We start from the raw sequence: 17,335 nt of genomic DNA, 5'->3' as shown, positions 1-17,335 counted from the left end.
CTCAGCCCGGCGCGCCACGGTCCTCGGCCGCCTCGGCGGGCACACGGCGCTGTGCTGCCGTGCCCGCTCCGGGGAAGCGGCCCGTACCGCGCAGTTCCCAGCGCCGCTCGGCGTAGGCGAGGTCGTCGCGCCACAGCCGCCCGGCCGTGTGCCGGATCAACGGGCGCAGCACGGGCGCCGCGGCCCGCGCGAGGGCGAAGCCGCGCCGGTCCGAGGCGGCCACGACCGCCTCGACGACGGCCGTCCGGGGCGACGCGTGCGCGGCACCGGTCAGCGGCGTGGCGTGGGTCTCCACCACCGACGTGACCCCCTCGCCCTCCGTGATGCGCATGACGACCGTACGCGGCCCGGGAGCAGTGAACTCCGCCCGCACCGGCACCACCAGACGGCCCGTCAGCCGGAAGGACACATCGACGACGAAGGCGTCGTCGCCCCGCTCCCGCGGCGGCCGGACCACCGTCAGGTCCACGAACGCGTACGGATGGAACCACGAACCGTGCCACGGGTCGAGCCGGTTGGCGACCACGTCCTGCGGTTCGCACCGCCCGACGGCCGTGAACACGGCGTCCACCGCGCCGCCCGCCGCCGGACGCTCCGGCACCCGGGGACACTCCGACGGCTCCTCGCCGCCGACCGCGTCCAGCCGGACCCACACCAGCACACCGTCGTCGTGCGCCGGGTACGGGTCCCAGCCGGTGAACGGCCCGCCGTCCAGGGCCAGTCCGTGCCAGCGGCACACCAGTGTGCCGCACACCACCCGGCCCTCCCGCAGGGGCGCCCCGAGATGCGGACAGGCGCCCGGCCCCGCGCGCAGCTCACCGGTGTCCGACCGCCACAGCACGACCTCCGCCCCGCCCACCGTCCGGCCGAGCGGCGGGCCCCCGGCGGGCACGTCCCGGGAGGCACCGACGACGAACCAGTTGCCGGTCGGCCGCGCCGAGGCCCGCGCGAGCGCGGCGGCGATCAGCGCCGGACGCGCCTGCCGCCAGGTCGGTTCCTGCGCCGCCCAGCGCGAGCGGCGCCGCCGCCGCACGGGCGGCGTCCAGCCGGTGCGGTCTGCCCGCCCGCTCACCCCCGCTGTCCTTCCCGCCGCAGCGCCGCCCCGGCCACGGGCGGCGCCGGGCGCCCGGCCCGTGCGCGGCGCGCGGCGGCGACCCGTACGATCCCGGCCGCCGCCACCGCCGCCCGGCGTCCGCGCGAGACCACCGCGCGCCGGTGCAGCACCGGATAGCCCTGGTCCGCGATGGCGTCCAGGATGCCGCCGTAGAGCGTGAACGCGGTCCGGATGCACGGGCGGGTGCGCGGATCGAGCAGGGCGATGCCCGGCTCCGCCGCCCGGTACACCCCGCGCGTCAGCTCCTCGGCGGCGACCAGCGCCGCCCGGATCCGCGCGTCGGTGCGGCCCGTACGGCGGCTCCACTCCAGCAGCGAGCGGTCCGCGCCGTGCGCGGCGAGCAGGTCCGCCGGCAGATAGACGCGCCCCCGGTCCAGGTCCTCGCCCACGTCCCGCAGGAAGTTGGTCAGCTGGAACGCCACCCCGAGGGCCGCCGCGTGCGGTGCCGCCTCCTCGCGGGACACGACCGTGCCGAGCACCGGCAGCATCTGGAGCCCGATCACCGCGGCCGACCCGTGCATGTACGCCCGTAGATCGGCGTACGTGGCGTAGTCCGTGACGTGCAGATCGCTGCGCATCGACGCCAGGAAGTCGGCGAACAGCGTGTGCGCGATGCCGTACCGTCCGGCGGTGTCCGCGAGGGCCCGCACCACGGGCTCGGTGCCCTCCCCGGTACGCAGTCCGTGCGCGAGGCCGTCCTCCAGCCGGCGCAGCGCGCGGTCGCGCTCCTCCGCCGTCCGGGTCCCGTCGAGATCGTCGACGATGTCGTCCGCCCGGCGGGCGAAGCCGTACAGGGCGTGCACGGCCGGCCGGCGCTCCACCGGGAGCAGCCGGGTGGCCAGGAAGTACGTCCTGCCGTGGCGGGCGTTGAGCCGCCGGCACCGCTGGTAGGCGGCGCGCAGGGCGGGGTCGTGGATACCGGCGGCGTCCAGTTCACGACGGGTCATGGACGCCCTCCGCGGTCGCTGCGACGGCCCGGACGGTGCGGGACGGGGGACGGACGGGAACGGTGCGGCGGCGCGTGGCGCCGCCGGTGACGCGGGCGGCGGCGAGCTTGCCGCTCAGCAGGACCGTGGGCACGCCCACGCCGGGGGTGGTGCCGCAGCCCGCCAGGACGACGTTCTCCAGACCGCGGACCAGGTTGCGCGGCCGGAACGGGCCGGTCTGCGCGAAGGTGTGCGACACCGAGAACGGGCTGCCCGCCGCGTGCCCCCGCGCCGTCCAGTGCAGCGGAGTGACGAGCAGTTCCTCGCGGACGCTGCCCGCGAAACCGTCCAGGCCCCGCCGCTCCAGCTCGGCGACCAGGCTGTCCCGGTAGCGGGGCCCCAGGTCGCGCCAGGCGGCGGCGCCGGGGCCGACGTCGGTGTTCGGACAGGGCGCCAGGACGTAGTGGAGGTGGCCGCCCGGCGGTGCCAGGCCGGGGTCGTGGGCCGTGGGCCGGGTGATCAGCAGCGAGGGGTCGCTCATCAGCCGCCCGGAGCGGGTCAGCTCCTCGAAGGTCCGCTCCCAGGCCGCGCCGAAGGACAGCGTGTGGTGCGCGAGACCGGGCCAGGTGCGGTCCGTACCGGCGTGCAGCACGACGGCCGACGGCGAGTGCCGCAGGGCCACCGGCCGCTTCGGGGCGCGCCCCACGAGCCGGTGCGCGACGGACAGCTCGCAGCTCAGGACCACGGCGTCGCAGGCGATCCGCTCGCCCGTGGCCAGCCGAACGGCGCGGACCCGGCCCGCCGAGCGTTCCAGCGCGGTCGCCTCGGCCGACCAGCGGAACGCGGCGCCCGCGCGGCCCGCGGCCTGGGCCATGCCCCGCGGCAGCGCGTGCATGCCGCCCCTGGGGAACCAGACCCCGGCCACGGTGTCCATGTAGGCGATCACCGCGTAGGCCGCCAGGGCGCGGGCCGGGGCGAGACCGGCGTACAGGGACTGGAAGGAGAAGACACGGCGCAGGCGCGGGTCGGACAGGAAGCGGGCGATCCGCCGGTCCAGCCGCCCGAAGCCGCCCAGGGCCGCCAGCCGGGCCAGGTCCGGGTGCAGCAACTGGAAGGGCGAGTCGAAGTTGGTGTCGATGAAGCGCCGCATCTGCGCCCGGTACAGCCGGGTCAGCCAGTCCCGCAGCGCCCGGTAGCCGGCCGCCTCCGCCGGACCCGCGAACCGTCCGACCTCGGCCTCCATGGCCTCCGCCGCGGTGTGCACGTCGAGCGAGCTGCCGTCCGCGAAACACGCCCGGTAGGCCGGGTGCAGGGGGATCAGTTCCACATGGCGGGCGAGGCTGTCGCCCACGGCCGCGAACGCCTCGTCGGCCAGGTGCGGCATGGTCAGCACCGTGGGCCCCGTGTCCAGCTCGTAGCCGCCCAGGCGCACGCGTCCCGCCCGGCCGCCGGGCAGGGCGTCCCGCTCGACGACCGTGACCCGGCGGCCCGCGCCCAGCAGATGCAGCGCGCAGGCGAGACCGGAGAGACCGGCGCCCACCACGACCACGTGATCCGTCCGACCCGGCACCGTCCTCACGCCGCCTCCGGCACGTACCGGCATGCGCAACCCCCTCTCGCGGGTGCGGTTGCGCAGATGCCTGCCCGGTACGCGGGCCGTTGCGGACGCAGGTCACCCCACCGGCGCAACGGCGTCCGTGCGGAGCCACAGGGCCGGACGGAGGCGTCCGCGAGGCCCGGGCCCAGGGCCGGCGTGACGAGGGTGATCGGAGTGGTCGCGCTGCGCAGGGGCGCGCTCCTCCCCAGGAGCGGGGTGGGCCGTCCGGTGACGGGTCACTCGAAGGGAGTCATTCGAGGGCTGCCCCGGCAAGGCGGTCCCGGGCAGGCGAACGACGCGCGCACTCGCCGCAGCCGCCGCCCGGACGGCGACCGCACCGCGGAGCGGGCCGCCGGGCGGAGGACAATGGAAGAGCCAGCAGCACACCGCTCCAGCCCCGCCGGATCCCGTATGCCCTCATCCCACGACCCCCGCAGCCCGCGTCAGGCGAGCCTGTTCCCCCTCGACGACCTGATCGACGCCTCGGAGCCCCGGACCGCGGCCGAGCCGTCCCCGCGGGCCGGGGAGGACATGTCCTCGGCCGCCGCGCGGCTGCTGCGGATCCGCGAGATCGTCGCCGAGCCCGCGGCCGCCGTGTCGCCGCGCGGCCGCCAGATCCTGGCGCGGTTCCCGCAGGCCCGCGTGACGGAGGTCGACTCGCACTGGCGCATCCCGCACCTGCACGGCAACGAGGGGAACGTCGAGCGCTGGGTGCGGGTGAAGACCGAGACACTGATCCTCGGCGTACGCAGAACACTGGCCACCCGGCCCAACGGCCGCTCCGCCGACTGGATCGCGCCGGGCGCCTCCAACGGCTGCGCCATGGCCTGCGCGTACTGCTACGTACCGCGCCGCAAGGGCTACGCCAACCCGATCACCGTCTTCACCGACATCGACCGCATCCTGGCCCACCTGGAGCGGCATGTCGCCGGGCAGGGCCGCAAACCGGCGCCGAACCAGTGCGACCCCACCGCCTGGGTCTACGACATCGGAGAGAACGGCGACTGCTCGGTCGACGCGCTGATCAGCGACAACACCGCCGACCTGATCCGGGCCTTCCGGTCCTGGCCGACCGCCAAGGCCAGTTTCGCCACCAAGTTCGTCAACCGCGACCTCCTCCGCCTCGACCCGCGCGGACGCACCCGGGTCCGTTTCTCGGTGATGCCGCAGGAGGACGCCCGGCTGCTGGACATCCGCACCAGCCCGGTGCCCGAGCGGATCGCCGCCGCCGCGGACTTCGTCGAAGCCGGGTACGAGGTCCACTTCAACCTGTCGCCGGTGGTCCTGCGGCCCGGCTGGGAGGCGGCGTGGGCCGAGCTGCTGCGGCAGTTGGACGATGTGCTCCCGGCGGCCGTCAAGGCGCAGGCCGCCGCCGAGGTCATCCTGCTCACCCACAACCGCGCGCTGCACGAGATCAACCTCGGCTGGCACCCGCGTGCCGAGGAGCTGCTGTGGCGCCCGGAGATCCAGGAGGCCAAGCGGTCGCAGAACGGGGACGACAACGTCCGCTACCGCACCGGTCTGAAGGGTGCCGCCGTGGGGCGCCTGCGGGAACTGATCGCGGCCCACGCACCCTGGCTCACCGTCCGCTACGCCTTCTGATCCGCGGGCGCGGCGGCACCGGCCCGCGCGGTCAGGGCCCGGGTGGCGCGCACCAGCTCCGCGGGGCCCTCGACCCGGTAGGGCAGGCCCACCGAGGCGAGGGCGCCCGCCAGCCAGTCCCAGTCGTCCGTGCCGGTCAGATACCGGCAGCGGCCGGGCCCGGCCGGTTCCAGCGTGCCCGCGCGGGCGGTCAGCCGCCGGGCGACCGCCCCGGCCGGTGCCAGGAACAGCACGGCGCCCCGCGCCGGGCCCGGACCGGGGAACAGCCCGGCGGACCCCTCGGGCAGCGGGCGCGGCGGGAACGTCGTGCCCGGCACCCGCAGACCAGAGATCCGGTCCACCCGGAAGGTGCGCCAGGCCGCGCGGTCCTCGTCCCACGCCAGCAGGTACCAGCGGTGCGCCAGCAGCACCAGGCGGTGCGGCTCCGCACGGCGCCCGCCGCTGCCGCCGTCCCGGCCCGCGTACTCGAAGCCCACGCGTGAGCGCAGGTGCGTGGCCGTGGCCAGGCGCTCCAGCGTGCCGAGGCCGTCCGCCGGGCCCGTCCCGCCCGGCACCTCGGTGGCCGCGAGCAGCGCCTCGATCCGGCCCCGCAGCCGTGCGGGCAGCGCCTGTTCCAGCTTGCGCAGGGCGCTGTCGGCCGGACCCGGCCCGTCCGTCCCGTACGCGGCGGCGGCGTGCCGCAGCCCCACCGCCGTGGCCACCGCCTCCTCCTCGGACAGGTGCAGGGGCGGCATGCCCTGCCCGGCCGGGAGCAGATAGCTGCCGCCGGTCCCGCGCGCCGACTGCACCCGGTAGCCCAGGTCCCGCAGCCGTTCCACGTCCCTGCGCAGGGTGCGCGGCGAGACACCGAGCCGCGCCGCGAGGTCGGCCCCGGCGCGCGGGACCCCGGGGGCCAGCAGCGACAGCAGCTCCAGCATCCGGGCACTCGGGTGATTCATGGGCCCAGCCTCGCACCCTTGCGGTCAGATTCCGGCCGCAAGGGCCGTTACGGTGCCGGGCACACCGGACCACGCAACCGAGGAGAGTCCCATGACCGTCGTCGTCACCACCCCCACCGGCCACGTCGGCTCGCGGGTGGTCAGACTGCTGCTCCAGGCCGGCGTACGCCCCCGTGTCCTGGTGCGCGATCCGGCCCGGCTGGCGCCGGACGTCCGGGAGCGGGTGGACGCCCGCCGCGGCGACCTCACCGACGCGGGCTTCGTCCGTGCGGCGATGGCGGGCGCCGACGCGGCCTTCCTGGTGGACCCGACGCCGCACACCGCCGAGGACCCGGTGGGCACCTCGCGCCGCACCGGGGCGGGCCTGGCCGCCGCCGTGCGCGAAGGGGGCGTGCGGCGGGTGGTGTTCCTCAGCAGCATCGGCGCGGAACTGCGGCACGGCGCGGGCCACATCGACGGACTGGCCGCCGTCGAGGAACAGCTCGACGCCACCGGCGCCGATGTGCTGCACCTGCGCTGCGGCTACTTCTTCACCAACCTGCTCCTCTCCCTGGACGACCTGGCCGCCGGGCGGCTGACCATCGCCGACGCCCCGGAGCGGACCCTTCCCTGGACCGACCCCCGCGACATCGGCGACATCGCCGCCGCCCGGCTGCTCCACGACACCTGGCACGGCCGCGCCGTCCAGGGTGTCCACGGGCCCGAGGACCTGTCGTGGCAGCGCGTCGCGCAGATCCTCACGGTGGCGCTCGGACGAGAGATCCGGCTCCGTACGGTGTCCGACGACGACGTCCGCCGGACGCTGGCCGCGGCCGGTCTGGCGCCGGACGCGGTGGACGGCATCGTCGGCATGACCACGGGCACCCGCGCCTTGGTCCCCGAGCCGCCCCGCGACGCCGTCACCACCACGCCCACCGCCCTGGCGGGCTGGGCCCACGCCCACCTGCGGCCCCTGCTCGCCGCCCGCGGCGGCACCGGGCCGGTACCGGGGACGGATCGCTGACGGCCGGCCTCCGCCGCGCGACGCTCCGTGTCACCATCCCGTCACAGTCGGCTCCCGCTGAAACCCGCGCCCGCGGACGGCCCTCTCCCTCGACGTCAGCGGATCCCTCGGAGCAGAGGATGCTCATGAACCACCGTCACGCCGCCGTCGCCGTCCTGGCCTCCGCCGCCGCGCTGCTCGCCACCACGAGCGGCACCGCGGGCGCCGCCCCGGGCCCGGCGGCCAAGAGCCCGTCCGTGTCCGCCACCACCTGGAAGCCGTGCCATCTGCCCGCCGGTTACCGGCACTTCCTCGAACTCAGGTCGGCCTCGGACGTCCGGGGCAGGACCGTCGTACGCGTCACCCCGCAGACGTGCGTGGTGAACACCGAGAACGACGAGGACGTCATCTACACCCCGAGCGGAGCGACCCGGTCGCTGTCCTTCGCGCCGGGCGCCACCGTCGAGGTCCTCCACGACACCGACACCGTCGAGGTCACCCCGCGGTGGCTGGTGCACCACAAGCTCGCCAACAGCCCCTACTTCTCCTACCGCGTCGACGGCCACGGCCGGATCACCGCCCTGCGGGAGATCTACCACCCGTAGGCGTCCGGCGTCCGCGCAGCCGGTGCACCGCGCCCGGTCCACCGGCTGCGCCGACGCCGCCCGGCGTCGTCACCCCTGCAACGCGATGAGGGTCTTCCCCGGCTCCGTGGCCGCCGGGCTCCCGAGATGTGAGGCGAGTCCGCTGAGCCCGACACGCCGTGCGACCACCGTCCCCAGACGGCCGTGGCGCAGGTGCTCGAAGACCGGCGCGAACAGCGCGGGCAGGTGGCGGCCGCCGGTGGGCCGGACGACGTCGCGCAGCCGGAACAGTTCCACGCGGGCGCCCCGCCCGGTGAAGCACTCCGCCGGGAGCGGCGTCCCCGACAGCAGGCCGTAGTGCACGAACACACCGGCACGGGCCGTCAGCGCGTGCACGGCGCCGCCCACATCACCGCCGACGCAGTCGAGGACGACGTCGGCGCCTCCCGGGCCGGTCTCCGCCCGCAGCCGTTCGCGCCACCCGGGGTCGTCCGACGCGATGACCGCCCGCCACCGGGAGGGTTCGGCCACCGTCCGTCCCGGTGTGCCCCGCACGATGCCGACCGGGGCGATCCCGCGCCCGGCCAGCAGCTCCGCCAGTTGCCCGCCGATGACCGAGGCCGCCGCCGTGACCACCACGCGGCGCACGCCCGGCCCGCAGAACCGCTCGGTCATCGTCACGGCCGTGAGCGGATTGACGTAGGCGAAGCAGGCCACCTCGTCGGGGAGATCGTCCGGCACAGGGACGCACCAGGCGTACGCGAGCCGCTTGTACTGCTGCCAGGCCCCCGCCGAACCCAGCGGAAGCACCCGCAGGCCGACCGCCCCCGGCGGCACGCCCGGCCCGGCGGCTTCGATCACGCCGACGCCCTCGAAGCCCGGGACGAGGGGGAACGTGGTCCGTGACCCGTACGCGCCCGACACGGTGACCGCGTCGGAGGGATTGACGGTCGACGCGACCATGCGCACCACGACCTCGCCCGCGCCGGGCGCCGGGGGCGCCGCCACCTCGCGCACGGCCACCGCCTCCGCGAGCCGGCCCGGCGCGTCGGCCACGGCAGCCAGCATGGACAGCCTCCCTCTCGCACATGTGTCCAGGACGTCTCATCCTAGATCGGGCCGCACCAGGCGGCTCTCATAGGCGAGGACCACGGCCTGCGCGCGGTCGCGCAGCCCGGTCTTCTGGAGGATCCGCCCCAGATGGGACTTCACGGTCGCCTCCGCCAGATGCAGGGCGTCCGCGATCTCGGCGTTGGACAGACCGCGGCCCACCTGGGCGAGCACCTGGCGCTCGCGCGCGGTGAGCGGCCGCAGCCGCTCCTCCTGCCCGGTGCCGCCGCCGCCCGGCAGAAGCGCCGCACAGGTGTCCAGCAGACGGCGGGTGACCCGCGGGGAGACGGCCGCGTCGCCCGCCGCCACCTCGCGGACGGCGGCGAGCAGGCGCTCGGGGTGGGCGTTCTTCAGCAGGAAGCCCGACGCGCCCGCCCTGAGCCCGGCGAACGCGTACTCGTCGAGGTCGAAGGTGGTGAGGAGGAGCACCCTGCTGTCCGGTGCGGCCCGCACGATCCGCCGGGTCGCCTCGATCCCGTCCGTCCCCGGCATCCGTACGTCCATGAGGACCACGTCGGGCCGCAGCCGCCGGGCGAGCCGCACCGCCTCCTCGCCGTCGGCGGCGCCGCCGACCGGTTCCATGTCCGGCTGCGCGCCCAGCACGGTGCGGAACGCCATGCGCAGCAGCGCCTCGTCGTCGGCGAGCAGGACACGTATCACCGCCGCAGGCCCCCTGCCGTCCCGTCGCCGGGGCCGAGGCGCGCGCCGACATGCCAGCCGCCGTCCGGGAGCGGCCCGGCCAGCAGCCGCCCGCCGTGGGCGGCGGCCCGCTCGCGCATCCCGGCGATGCCGTGCCCCGGCGCCGGGCCGGTGCTCCGCCCGCCGGGGCCGTCGTCGACGACATCCACGGTGACACCCTCGGCCAGACACACGACCCTGACCCGGGCCCTGGTGCCGTGCGGGGTGTGCCGGAGCGTGTTGGTGAGGGCTTCCTGCACCAGGCGGTACACGGTCAGCTGGGCCGCGGCCGGTACCCGGCTGCGGTCCCCGAGCACCTCCAGGGCAGTGGGCAGTCCGGCGGCCCGCATCTGCTCGGCCAGCACCTCCAACCGGGCTATGCCGGGCAGCGGTTGCGACTCCGTCTCGGCCGTGTCCGCCCGCAGTACCCCCAGCGCGCGCCGCATGTCGGCCAGTGCCTGCCGTCCCGTCCCGGAGATCTGCTCCAGCGCCGGACGGGCCAGGTCCTCGTCCGGGGGCGCGTATCCGGCGGCGTCCGCCAGCGCGACCATCACGGACAGGTTGTGGGTGACGATGTCATGCATCTCCCGGGCGATGCGCGACCGTTCCCCGGCCACCGCCAGCCGCGCCCGCTGGTCCCGTTCGCGCTCCAGGTGGACCGTACGCTCCCGGAGGGCGCGTGTGTACGCCCCGAGCAGGGCGGCAGCGGCGGCCAGCGCGTTGAGCGCGACCGCGCTGGACACGAAGCGGCCCTCCTCCGCCCAGCTGTGGCAGGCCAGGAGGATGCCGCCCTCCAGCACCGCGCAGGCCACCAGCACCTCGCGCCCGGCCGTGTGCGCGGCCACCGTGGCGAGGGCGATCAGCAGGGCGGCGTCCGCCGGGAGCTGGCAGCCCGCCAGCCACTGGACGAACGCGGCGGCGGCCACGGCACAGAACACCGGCAGCGGCGCACGCCGACGCCACAGCAGCGGCAGCAGGAGCGCCGAACTCAGCGCCACCGGCACCGGTTCCCCGGCCGTCGCGGGCAGCGTCGCCCCGCACAGCACGGCCACCAGCAGGGCGTCCCGGACGAAGGCCGGTATCCGGGCGACGGCAGGTGCGGCCATCGTTCCCCCACTTCGTCGGTCCGGTACGGCGCACTGAAACGGTAGGCCGCCCACGCGCGGGCCACGTACGCCGCCCGGCGGAAAGCATCAGCTCCGCTCTGCGCCCCCAGGATGAGCCGCGTTCCTCCTCCAGTGGCAAATCCGTGCGCTGACCTGCACGGACGCCCGGTCTCCCGGGCCGCTGCCGGACGGGCGCGATGCCTTCGCCGCCCCGACCGCACCCTCAGTCGTAGGGGACACCCCCGAGGCGCATCCTCCCCGGAGGGCGAAGGCGCAGGTCATCGCCCGTCCGCGAGCGCCGGACGGGAGGAGGACACCGGGGGCGGCACACCGGCCGGACCACCGACCGCGGGCCGATGTGCCGGCCGGTGACCGCGGCCTAGCGTCGTCGGGCGGCGGACGGCGACGTTCGTGCCGTGACCCGCTGCCCCGGACCCGAAGGAGAAGACACGACGATGCTGTCCCCACGCGGAAGAGCCATGTGCGCCGCCGCCCTGGCGGCCCTGACGAGCGCGTCCCTGATCACCGGATGCACCACCCGGGCCGGGGCCGCGACCGGCGGGCAGGGCCCGGCCCGCTTCGAGCGCCAGACCCTGGCCTGGCACAGCTGCGCGGACGGCCCGAAGGACGCCGAGGGCACGGCGCTCGACCGGGCCGGAGCCCGGTGCGCCGAGGCCACCGTGCCCCTGGACCACCGCCACCCGGAGGGCCGCACCCTCACGGTCGCCCTCACGCGGCTGCCCGCCACGGACCCCGCCCACCGGCACGGCACCCTGTTCTACAACCCCGGCGGCCCGGGTGTGCCGGTCCGCGCCCTCGCCCTGCAACTGCGCCAGGCGGAACCCGAGTTGGCCGCGCGCTACGACGTGATCGGCATGGACCCGCGGTTCGTCGGCCGCAGCAGCCCCCTCGACTGCGGCTGGCCGTCCGTCTCCATCGGCTCCGCCGGGACCGGCCGGGCCGGCTTCGAGAGGACCGTCGCACGCGCCAGGGACCTGGCGGCACGCTGCGCGGACCACCGCACGGAGCTGCCGCACGTCTCGACCCGCGACACCGCCCGCGACATGGACGTGATCCGCGCCGCACTCGGCGAACGCAGGATCAGCTATCTCGGCTCCTCCTACGGCACCTATCTGGGCCAGGTGTACACACAGCTCTTCCCGGGCCGCACCGACCGGGTGGTGCTCGACAGCACCCTGGACGCCGACACGTACGGCCCCGACCAGACCGCCGCCCTGGGTCCGGCCGTCACCCGGGCCCTGCGCAACTGGGCGGCCTGGGCCGCCCGCCGCGACAGCACCTACGGTCTCGGCTCCACCGCCGACGAGGTCATGGAGAGCGTCGGCGAGCTGGACCGGGCCGTCGCCCGCGCCCCGGTCCGGCTCGGCGCCCACACCGTCGACAGCGGCAACCTGCCGCAGCTCCTGTGGAACGTCACCGCGGGCGACAGCGACGAGACGTACGCGGGCTACGCCGCCGACGTCCGGGTGCTCCTGCGGGCCGCCCGCGGCGACGGGGCCGAGCCCACCCCGAGCCTGGAGCAGGCGCTCACCGGTCTGGCCGCCCCGGACACGGACGGCTCGTTCGCCGTCCAGACCGCGAGCCAGTGCGCGGACCGGCCGGCGGCCTCCCGCGACCCGGAGACCTACTACCGGGACATCCAGGCCCACCGCGCCGACGACCCGCTCTTCGGGCCGCTCACCCGCACCGTCACCCCGTGCACGTTCTGGCCGGCCGCCCCGGCGGAGCCGCCCACAGCGGTCCGCAACGACGTTCCGCTGCTGATGGTGGGCGACACCGGGGACCCGGCGGCCGTCTACCAGGGGCAACTGGCGGCACACCGCGCCCTGCGGGGCTCCCGTCTGGTCACCCTGCGCGGCGCCTTCCGCCACACCGTCTACGGCGGACTCTTCGCCCCGAGGAACCCCTGTGTCGAACACGCCGTCAACGCCTACCTGACGACAGGTGTCCTGCCGTCCCGCGACAGCACCTGCCGGAACTGACCGCCGCCCGGACGGCAGACCGGGCCGGTGCCCCCCCACGCCCCGGTCGGCCGCCCGGGCGGCGCCCCGTGCCTTTCGGCCGATCGGCCCTGCGGCACCGGCGATCCTGTGGAACGGGCCGCTCCCGCGGGTACCCGTCCGTTCGGCGGACGGCGGGAGCCACCGGCCGGAACCCGCCGCCGCCCGGACCGTGCACCGACACGGAAAGGAACCCGATGTCCGTCGACACGCAGCAGGCGCACACCCCCTTGACGGAGGAGGAACTCAGGTCACTGGACGCCCACTGGCGGGCCGCCAACTACCTGGCGGTCGGTCAGATCTATCTCCTCGCCAACCCGTTGCTGACCGAGCCGCTGCGCCGGGAGCACATCAAACCGCGGCTGCTCGGCCACTGGGGCACCTCTCCCGGACTCAACCTGGTCCACACCCACCTCAACCGCGTCATCAAGGCACGGGACCTGGACGCGCTGTGCGTCTGGGGACCCGGGCACGGCGGGCCCGCGGTGCTGGCCAACTCCTGGCTGGAGGGCTCGTACACGGAGACCTACCCGGACGTCACCCGGGACGCGGCCGGGATGGAGCGGCTGTTCCGGCAGTTCTCCTTCCCCGGCGGGGTCCCCAGCCATGTCGCCCCCGAGACACCCGGCTCGATCCACGAGGGCGGCGAACTGGGCTACTCCCTCACCCACGCCTACGGCGCCGCCCTCGACAACCCCGGGCTGCTGGTGGCCTGCGTCATCGGCGACGGCGAGGCGGAGACCGGACCGCTGGCCGCCTCCTGGCACGCGAACAAGTTCCTCGACCCGGTCGACGACGGAGCCGTGCTCCCGATCCTGCACCTCAACGGCTACAAGATCGCCAACCCCACGGTGCTCGCCCGGATCCCCGAGGCGGAACTCGACGCCCTGCTCAGGGGCTACGGACACGACCCGATCCATGTCACCGGCGACGAACCGGCCGCGGTGCACCGGGCCCTGGCCGCCGCCATGGACACCGCCGTCGACCGGATCACCGCTTTCCAGCGGGCCGCCCGCGAGGACGGCGCCACCGAGCGGCCCCGCTGGCCGGTGATCGTCCTGCGCACCCCCAAGGGCTGGACCGGACCCGCCGAGGTCGACGGCCTGCCCGTGGAAGGCACCTGGCGCGCCCACCAGGTCCCGCTGGCCGCCGTGCGCGACAACCCCGCACATCTGCGGCAACTGGAGGAGTGGCTGCGCTCGTACCGGCCGCGGGAACTCTTCGACGAGTACGGCACGCCCCGCCCGGACGTCCTGGCCTGCGTCCCGCACGGCACCCGGCGGCTCGGCGCCACCCCGCACGCCAACGGCGGACTGCTGCTGCGCGAACTGCCCCTGCCGCCACTGGAGAAGCACGCCGTCGCGGTCGACCGGCCCGGCGCGACCCTGCACGAACCGACCCGCGTCCTCGGCGACCTGCTCCGCGACGTCATGGCCGCGACCGCCGACCGCCGCGACTTCCGCCTCGTCGGCCCCGACGAGACCGCCTCCAACCGCCTCCAGGCCGTCTACGACGCCAGCGGCAAGGCCTGGCAGGCCCGGACACTGGACGTGGACGAACACCTCGACGGGCACGGCCGGGTCATGGAGATCCTGTCCGAACACACCTGCCAGGGCTGGCTGGAGGGCTACCTCCTCACCGGGCGGCACGGGCTGTTCTCCTGCTACGAGGCGTTCGCGCACATCGTCGACTCGATGGTCAACCAGCACATCAAGTGGCTGCGCACCACCCGGCGGCTGCCCTGGCGCGCGCCCATCGCCTCCCTCAACTACCTGCTGACCTCGCATGTGTGGCGCCAGGACCACAACGGCTTCTCCCACCAGGACCCCGGCTTCGTCGACCACATCCTCAACAAGAGCCCCGAGGCGGTACGCGTCTACTTCCCGCCGGACGCCAACACCCTGCTGTCGGTGGCCGACCACGCCCTGCGCAGCCGCGACTACGTCAATGTGATCGTCGCCGGGAAGCAGCCCTGCTTCGACTGGCTCCCCATGGAAGCGGCGAAGGCGCACTGCGCGCGCGGAGCCGGTGTCTGGGACTGGGCGGGCACCGAGGACGGCTCCCGCGAACCGGACGTCGTGCTGGCCTGCGCGGGCGACGTGCCCACCCAGGAGGTGCTGGCCGCGGCCCAGTTGCTCCGCCGCGAGCTGCCCGGACTCGCCGTGCGCGTGGTGAACGTCGTGGACATCGCCCGGCTGCTGCCCAGCGAGGAACACCCGCACGGCATGAACGACTTCGAGTACGACGGCCTGTTCACCGCCGACAGGCCGGTGATCTTCGCCTACCACGGCTACCCGTGGCTGATCCACCGCCTGGCCTACCGCCGCTCGGGCCACCAGCACCTGCACGTCCGCGGCTACAAGGAGATCGGCACCACGACCACCCCGTTCGACATGGTGGTCGGCAACGACCTCGACCGCTACCGCCTCGTCATGGACGTCATCGACCGCGTCCCCGGCCTCGCCGTGCGCGCCGCCGCCGTGCGCCAGCGCATGGAGGACGTACGGCTGCGCCACCACGCCTGGATCCGCGAGCACGGCACGGACCTGCCGGAGGTCGCCGACTGGACCTGGGACGCCTGACCGCCCCGAAGGGCGGGACGATCAGGTGTGAACCACCCTTTCCGGCGGGCGGTGAGAGAGGGTGGTGTCGCCAAGCGCAAGATCTGTGGGACCTACCGGTCCCGCCGCCCGGTGGCGTATCCCTGGAGAGCGGCCCCGGCCGGGGCCGTCCCCGCTGGAAGGAGCCCTGCCATGGACGGCTGGTACGTGGACGACCGGTGCACCAACTGCGATGTCGCACGGCAGTTCGCACCGGAGCTGATCGGCGAGTCGCAAGGACGCTCGCACATGCTGCGGGCGCCGCGCGACGAGGCGGAGACGAGGCGCTTACACGCCGCCGCCTTCGCCTGCCCCACCCGCTCGGTGCGCCCGGCGACCGGACGGCCGGACCCCGCGCTCGACCCCTTCCCGATGGCCCTGGACGACGGCGTGCTGATCTGCGGCCACAACTCCCGGCACACCGCGGGAGCCAACTCCTACCTGCTCAAGCGGCCGTCCGGCAGCGTGATGATGATCGACACCCCGCGCTGGAGCCCCGCCCTCGCCGCGCGGTACGCGGCCGTAGGATCCGTGACCGACGTCCTGCTCACCCACCGGGACCACGCCGCCCACGGCCGCGACTACGCCGACCACTTCGGCGCCCGGCTGTGGATCCACGAGGGCGACCTCGACGCGGCACCGGACGCGGACCGGGTGATCCGCGGTCTGGACGCGGTGGACGTCGGCGAGGGCGTCACCGCTCTGCCGCTGCCCGGCCACACCCGGGGGAGCGTCCTCTACCTCGCCGACCGGCGGTACTGCTTCACCGGGGACAGCTTCTACTGGTCGCGTACCACCGGTGACCTGGAGGTCGCGGAGAGCGTGACGTGGTACTCGGTCGAGGAGCTGGCCGCCTCCCTCGCCAGGGTGGCCGGAGAACTGCGGTTCGAGTGGGTCCTGCCGGGCCACGGCGACCGCCGCCGGCTGCCCGCCGACGAGATGTCCCGGCGGCTGCGCTCCCTCACCGAGCGCACCCGGCTGCTGCGGCCCCGTCCCGTCGACTTCACCGCCGTCCGCTGGTGAGCGGGCCCGCGGTGCGCACGCCGTCCGGCCCGTGCGGCGAACGGCGTGCGCGACGAACGGCGTGCGCATCGCGAGTACCGCTACCGGATGCAAAAGGCTAACAGTTTTGAAAACCTAACCGATAGTGTTAGGTTCGGCGGCATGAAGAAAGTGAGCTTCGCCGAGTTCGGCGGCCCGGACGTGCTGCGCCTCCTGGACGCCGAGGAGCCCCACGCGGGCCCAGGCCAGATACGTGTCGCCGTACGGGCGGCAGGTGTGAATCCCGTCGACTGGCGTGTCCGTGAGGGCCAGATCCTGGCGGCCCATCCCCTCGAGTTGCCCGCCGGAGTCGGCCTGGACGCCGCGGGGGTGGTGGACGAGGTCGGAGAGGGCGTCGAAGGGGTCGCGACCGGAGACCGGGTGTTCGGCGAAGGGTCGAGCACCTACGCCGAGTTCGCCGTGCTGTCGGCCTGGGCGCTGATGCCCGAGGGCCTCACGTTCGAGGAGGCGGCCGGATACCCCTCCGTGGTCGAGACCGCGCTGCGCATCATCCGCGAGGTCGGTGTGCGGTCCGGGCAGACGCTGCTGGTCAGCGGCGCGTCCGGCGGCGTGGGATCGGCGGTGCTCCAGATCGCCCGCGAGCGCGGCATCACCGTGATCGGCACCGCCGGGGCGGCGAACCAGGACTATCTGCGGAGCCTGGGCGCCCTCGCCACGACGTACGGGGACGGGTGGGTCGAGCGGGTGCGGCGGCTCGGCCGCGTCGACGCGGCGCTCGACCTGGCCGGGTCCGGTGTGATCCGTGAACTCGTCGAACTGACCGGCGATCCGCACAAGGTCGTCTCCATCGCCGACCTCGGCGCACCGGAGTTCGGAGCCCGCTTCTCCGGCGTGGCCGGCAGCGTGCCGGACGCGCTCACCGAGGCCGTGGACCTCATCTCGCGGGGACGGCTGCACATCCCGGTCGAGAAGACGTATCCGCTCCGCGACGCCGCGGCGGCACACATCGACAGCCAGGCCGGGCACACCCGCGGACGGCGCGTCCTGGTCGTCTGACCCGCCGCCGGACGGCACG

The 17,335-nt window shown here is 75.1% G+C and carries 14 protein-coding genes; 7 read left to right on the top strand and 7 right to left on the bottom strand.

The window, feature by feature from the left end; all coding sequences use genetic code 11:
• Position 1: 1 nt before the first annotated feature.
• From B086_RS0109325 to crtI, 3 genes are read right to left on the bottom strand one after another with little or no spacing between them, the layout of a single operon-like run.
• The gene (locus B086_RS0109325) at positions 2-1,072 is read right to left on the bottom strand and encodes a DUF5914 domain-containing protein (protein ID WP_018566147.1); all 1,071 of its coding nucleotides are present in this window, start codon (positions 1,070-1,072) and stop codon (positions 2-4) included.
• Positions 1,069-2,061 (bottom strand): phytoene/squalene synthase family protein, encoded by a 993-nt coding sequence (locus B086_RS0109320; protein ID WP_018566146.1) that lies wholly within the window; start codon positions 2,059-2,061, stop codon positions 1,069-1,071. The genes B086_RS0109325 and B086_RS0109320 overlap by 4 nt, the downstream gene beginning before the upstream one ends.
• On the bottom strand, positions 2,048-3,619 hold the full coding sequence (gene crtI / locus B086_RS0109315; protein ID WP_086024188.1) for a phytoene desaturase family protein: 1,572 nt from the start codon (positions 3,617-3,619) through the stop codon (positions 2,048-2,050). The genes B086_RS0109320 and crtI overlap by 14 nt, the downstream gene beginning before the upstream one ends.
• Before the next feature lie 429 nt (positions 3,620-4,048).
• On the opposite strand from crtI, the gene B086_RS0109310 reads away from it, so the two are divergent.
• Entirely contained in the window at positions 4,049-5,239 is a 1,191-nt protein-coding gene (locus tag B086_RS0109310; protein ID WP_018566144.1) for a spore photoproduct lyase family protein, read from the top strand.
• Here the strand turns inward: B086_RS0109310 and B086_RS0109305 are convergent.
• Positions 5,227-6,177, bottom strand: coding sequence for a helix-turn-helix transcriptional regulator (locus B086_RS0109305; RefSeq protein ID WP_026252255.1), 951 nt, complete (start codon positions 6,175-6,177; stop codon positions 5,227-5,229). The two genes, B086_RS0109310 and B086_RS0109305, sit on opposite strands and share 13 nt — an antisense overlap.
• A 91-nt stretch (positions 6,178-6,268) precedes the next feature.
• Between B086_RS0109305 and B086_RS0109300 the strand changes: the two genes are divergently transcribed.
• Together B086_RS0109300 and B086_RS0109295 are read left to right on the top strand one after the other, a co-directional pair.
• Positions 6,269-7,180, top strand: coding sequence for an NAD(P)H-binding protein (locus tag B086_RS0109300; RefSeq protein ID WP_018566142.1), 912 nt, complete (start codon positions 6,269-6,271; stop codon positions 7,178-7,180).
• A gap of 125 nt (positions 7,181-7,305) precedes the next feature.
• Entirely contained in the window at positions 7,306-7,764 is a 459-nt protein-coding gene (locus tag B086_RS0109295; protein WP_158679360.1) for a hypothetical protein, read from the top strand.
• 69 nt (positions 7,765-7,833) lie between these two features.
• On the opposite strand, the gene B086_RS0109290 is transcribed toward B086_RS0109295, so the two are convergent.
• The 3 genes from B086_RS0109290 to B086_RS45900 are packed head-to-tail and all read right to left on the bottom strand — an operon-like array spanning position 7,834 to position 10,637.
• Entirely contained in the window at positions 7,834-8,811 is a 978-nt protein-coding gene (locus tag B086_RS0109290; RefSeq protein ID WP_018566140.1) for a zinc-dependent alcohol dehydrogenase family protein, read from the bottom strand.
• Positions 8,812-8,847: 36 nt separating this feature from the next.
• Positions 8,848-9,513 carry a response regulator gene (locus tag B086_RS0109285; RefSeq protein WP_018566139.1) on the bottom strand — a complete coding sequence of 222 codons (666 nt, stop codon included), beginning with the start codon at positions 9,511-9,513 and terminating at the stop codon, positions 8,848-8,850.
• Positions 9,510-10,637, bottom strand: coding sequence for a sensor histidine kinase (locus tag B086_RS45900; protein WP_018566138.1), 1,128 nt, complete (start codon positions 10,635-10,637; stop codon positions 9,510-9,512). The genes B086_RS0109285 and B086_RS45900 overlap by 4 nt, the downstream gene beginning before the upstream one ends.
• A 455-nt stretch (positions 10,638-11,092) precedes the next feature.
• On the opposite strand from B086_RS45900, the gene B086_RS0109275 reads away from it, so the two are divergent.
• From B086_RS0109275 to B086_RS0109260, 4 genes are all read left to right on the top strand, one after another.
• Positions 11,093-12,640 carry an alpha/beta hydrolase gene (locus B086_RS0109275; RefSeq protein ID WP_106436050.1) on the top strand — a complete coding sequence of 516 codons (1,548 nt, stop codon included), beginning with the start codon at positions 11,093-11,095 and terminating at the stop codon, positions 12,638-12,640.
• 215 nt (positions 12,641-12,855) lie between these two features.
• Positions 12,856-15,240: a phosphoketolase gene (locus B086_RS0109270; RefSeq protein ID WP_018566136.1), complete on the top strand. Its 2,385-nt coding sequence runs from the start codon at positions 12,856-12,858 to the stop codon at positions 15,238-15,240.
• 171 nt (positions 15,241-15,411) lie between these two features.
• The gene (locus tag B086_RS0109265) at positions 15,412-16,281 is read left to right on the top strand and encodes an MBL fold metallo-hydrolase (RefSeq protein WP_018566135.1); all 870 of its coding nucleotides are present in this window, start codon (positions 15,412-15,414) and stop codon (positions 16,279-16,281) included.
• Positions 16,282-16,422: 141 nt separating this feature from the next.
• A complete protein-coding gene (locus tag B086_RS0109260) occupies positions 16,423-17,316 on the top strand; it encodes an NADP-dependent oxidoreductase (protein WP_026252253.1) in 894 nt (297 codons plus the stop codon).
• Positions 17,317-17,335 lie beyond the last annotated feature (19 nt).

Source organism: Streptomyces sp. PsTaAH-124, from assembly GCF_000373685.1.
GTDB lineage: Bacteria > Actinomycetota > Actinomycetes > Streptomycetales > Streptomycetaceae > Streptomyces > Streptomyces andamanensis.
This window is presented reverse-complemented; position numbering and strand designations above follow the sequence as displayed.

Coding starts and splice junctions, on each gene's coding strand:
- B086_RS0109320 (WP_018566146.1), bottom strand. CDS start 2,061: ATGACCCGTCGTGAACTGGACGCCGCCGGTATCCACGACCCCGCCCTG.
- B086_RS0109310 (WP_018566144.1), top strand. CDS start 4,049: ATGCCCTCATCCCACGACCCCCGCAGCCCGCGTCAGGCGAGCCTGTTC.
- B086_RS0109305 (WP_026252255.1), bottom strand. CDS start 6,177: ATGAATCACCCGAGTGCCCGGATGCTGGAGCTGCTGTCGCTGCTGGCC.
- B086_RS0109300 (WP_018566142.1), top strand. CDS start 6,269: ATGACCGTCGTCGTCACCACCCCCACCGGCCACGTCGGCTCGCGGGTG.
- B086_RS0109295 (WP_158679360.1), top strand. CDS start 7,306: ATGAACCACCGTCACGCCGCCGTCGCCGTCCTGGCCTCCGCCGCCGCG.
- B086_RS0109290 (WP_018566140.1), bottom strand. CDS start 8,811: ATGCTGGCTGCCGTGGCCGACGCGCCGGGCCGGCTCGCGGAGGCGGTG.
- B086_RS45900 (WP_018566138.1), bottom strand. CDS start 10,637: ATGGCCGCACCTGCCGTCGCCCGGATACCGGCCTTCGTCCGGGACGCC.
- B086_RS0109275 (WP_106436050.1), top strand. CDS start 11,093: ATGCTGTCCCCACGCGGAAGAGCCATGTGCGCCGCCGCCCTGGCGGCC.
- B086_RS0109270 (WP_018566136.1), top strand. CDS start 12,856: ATGTCCGTCGACACGCAGCAGGCGCACACCCCCTTGACGGAGGAGGAA.
- B086_RS0109265 (WP_018566135.1), top strand. CDS start 15,412: ATGGACGGCTGGTACGTGGACGACCGGTGCACCAACTGCGATGTCGCA.
- B086_RS0109260 (WP_026252253.1), top strand. CDS start 16,423: ATGAAGAAAGTGAGCTTCGCCGAGTTCGGCGGCCCGGACGTGCTGCGC.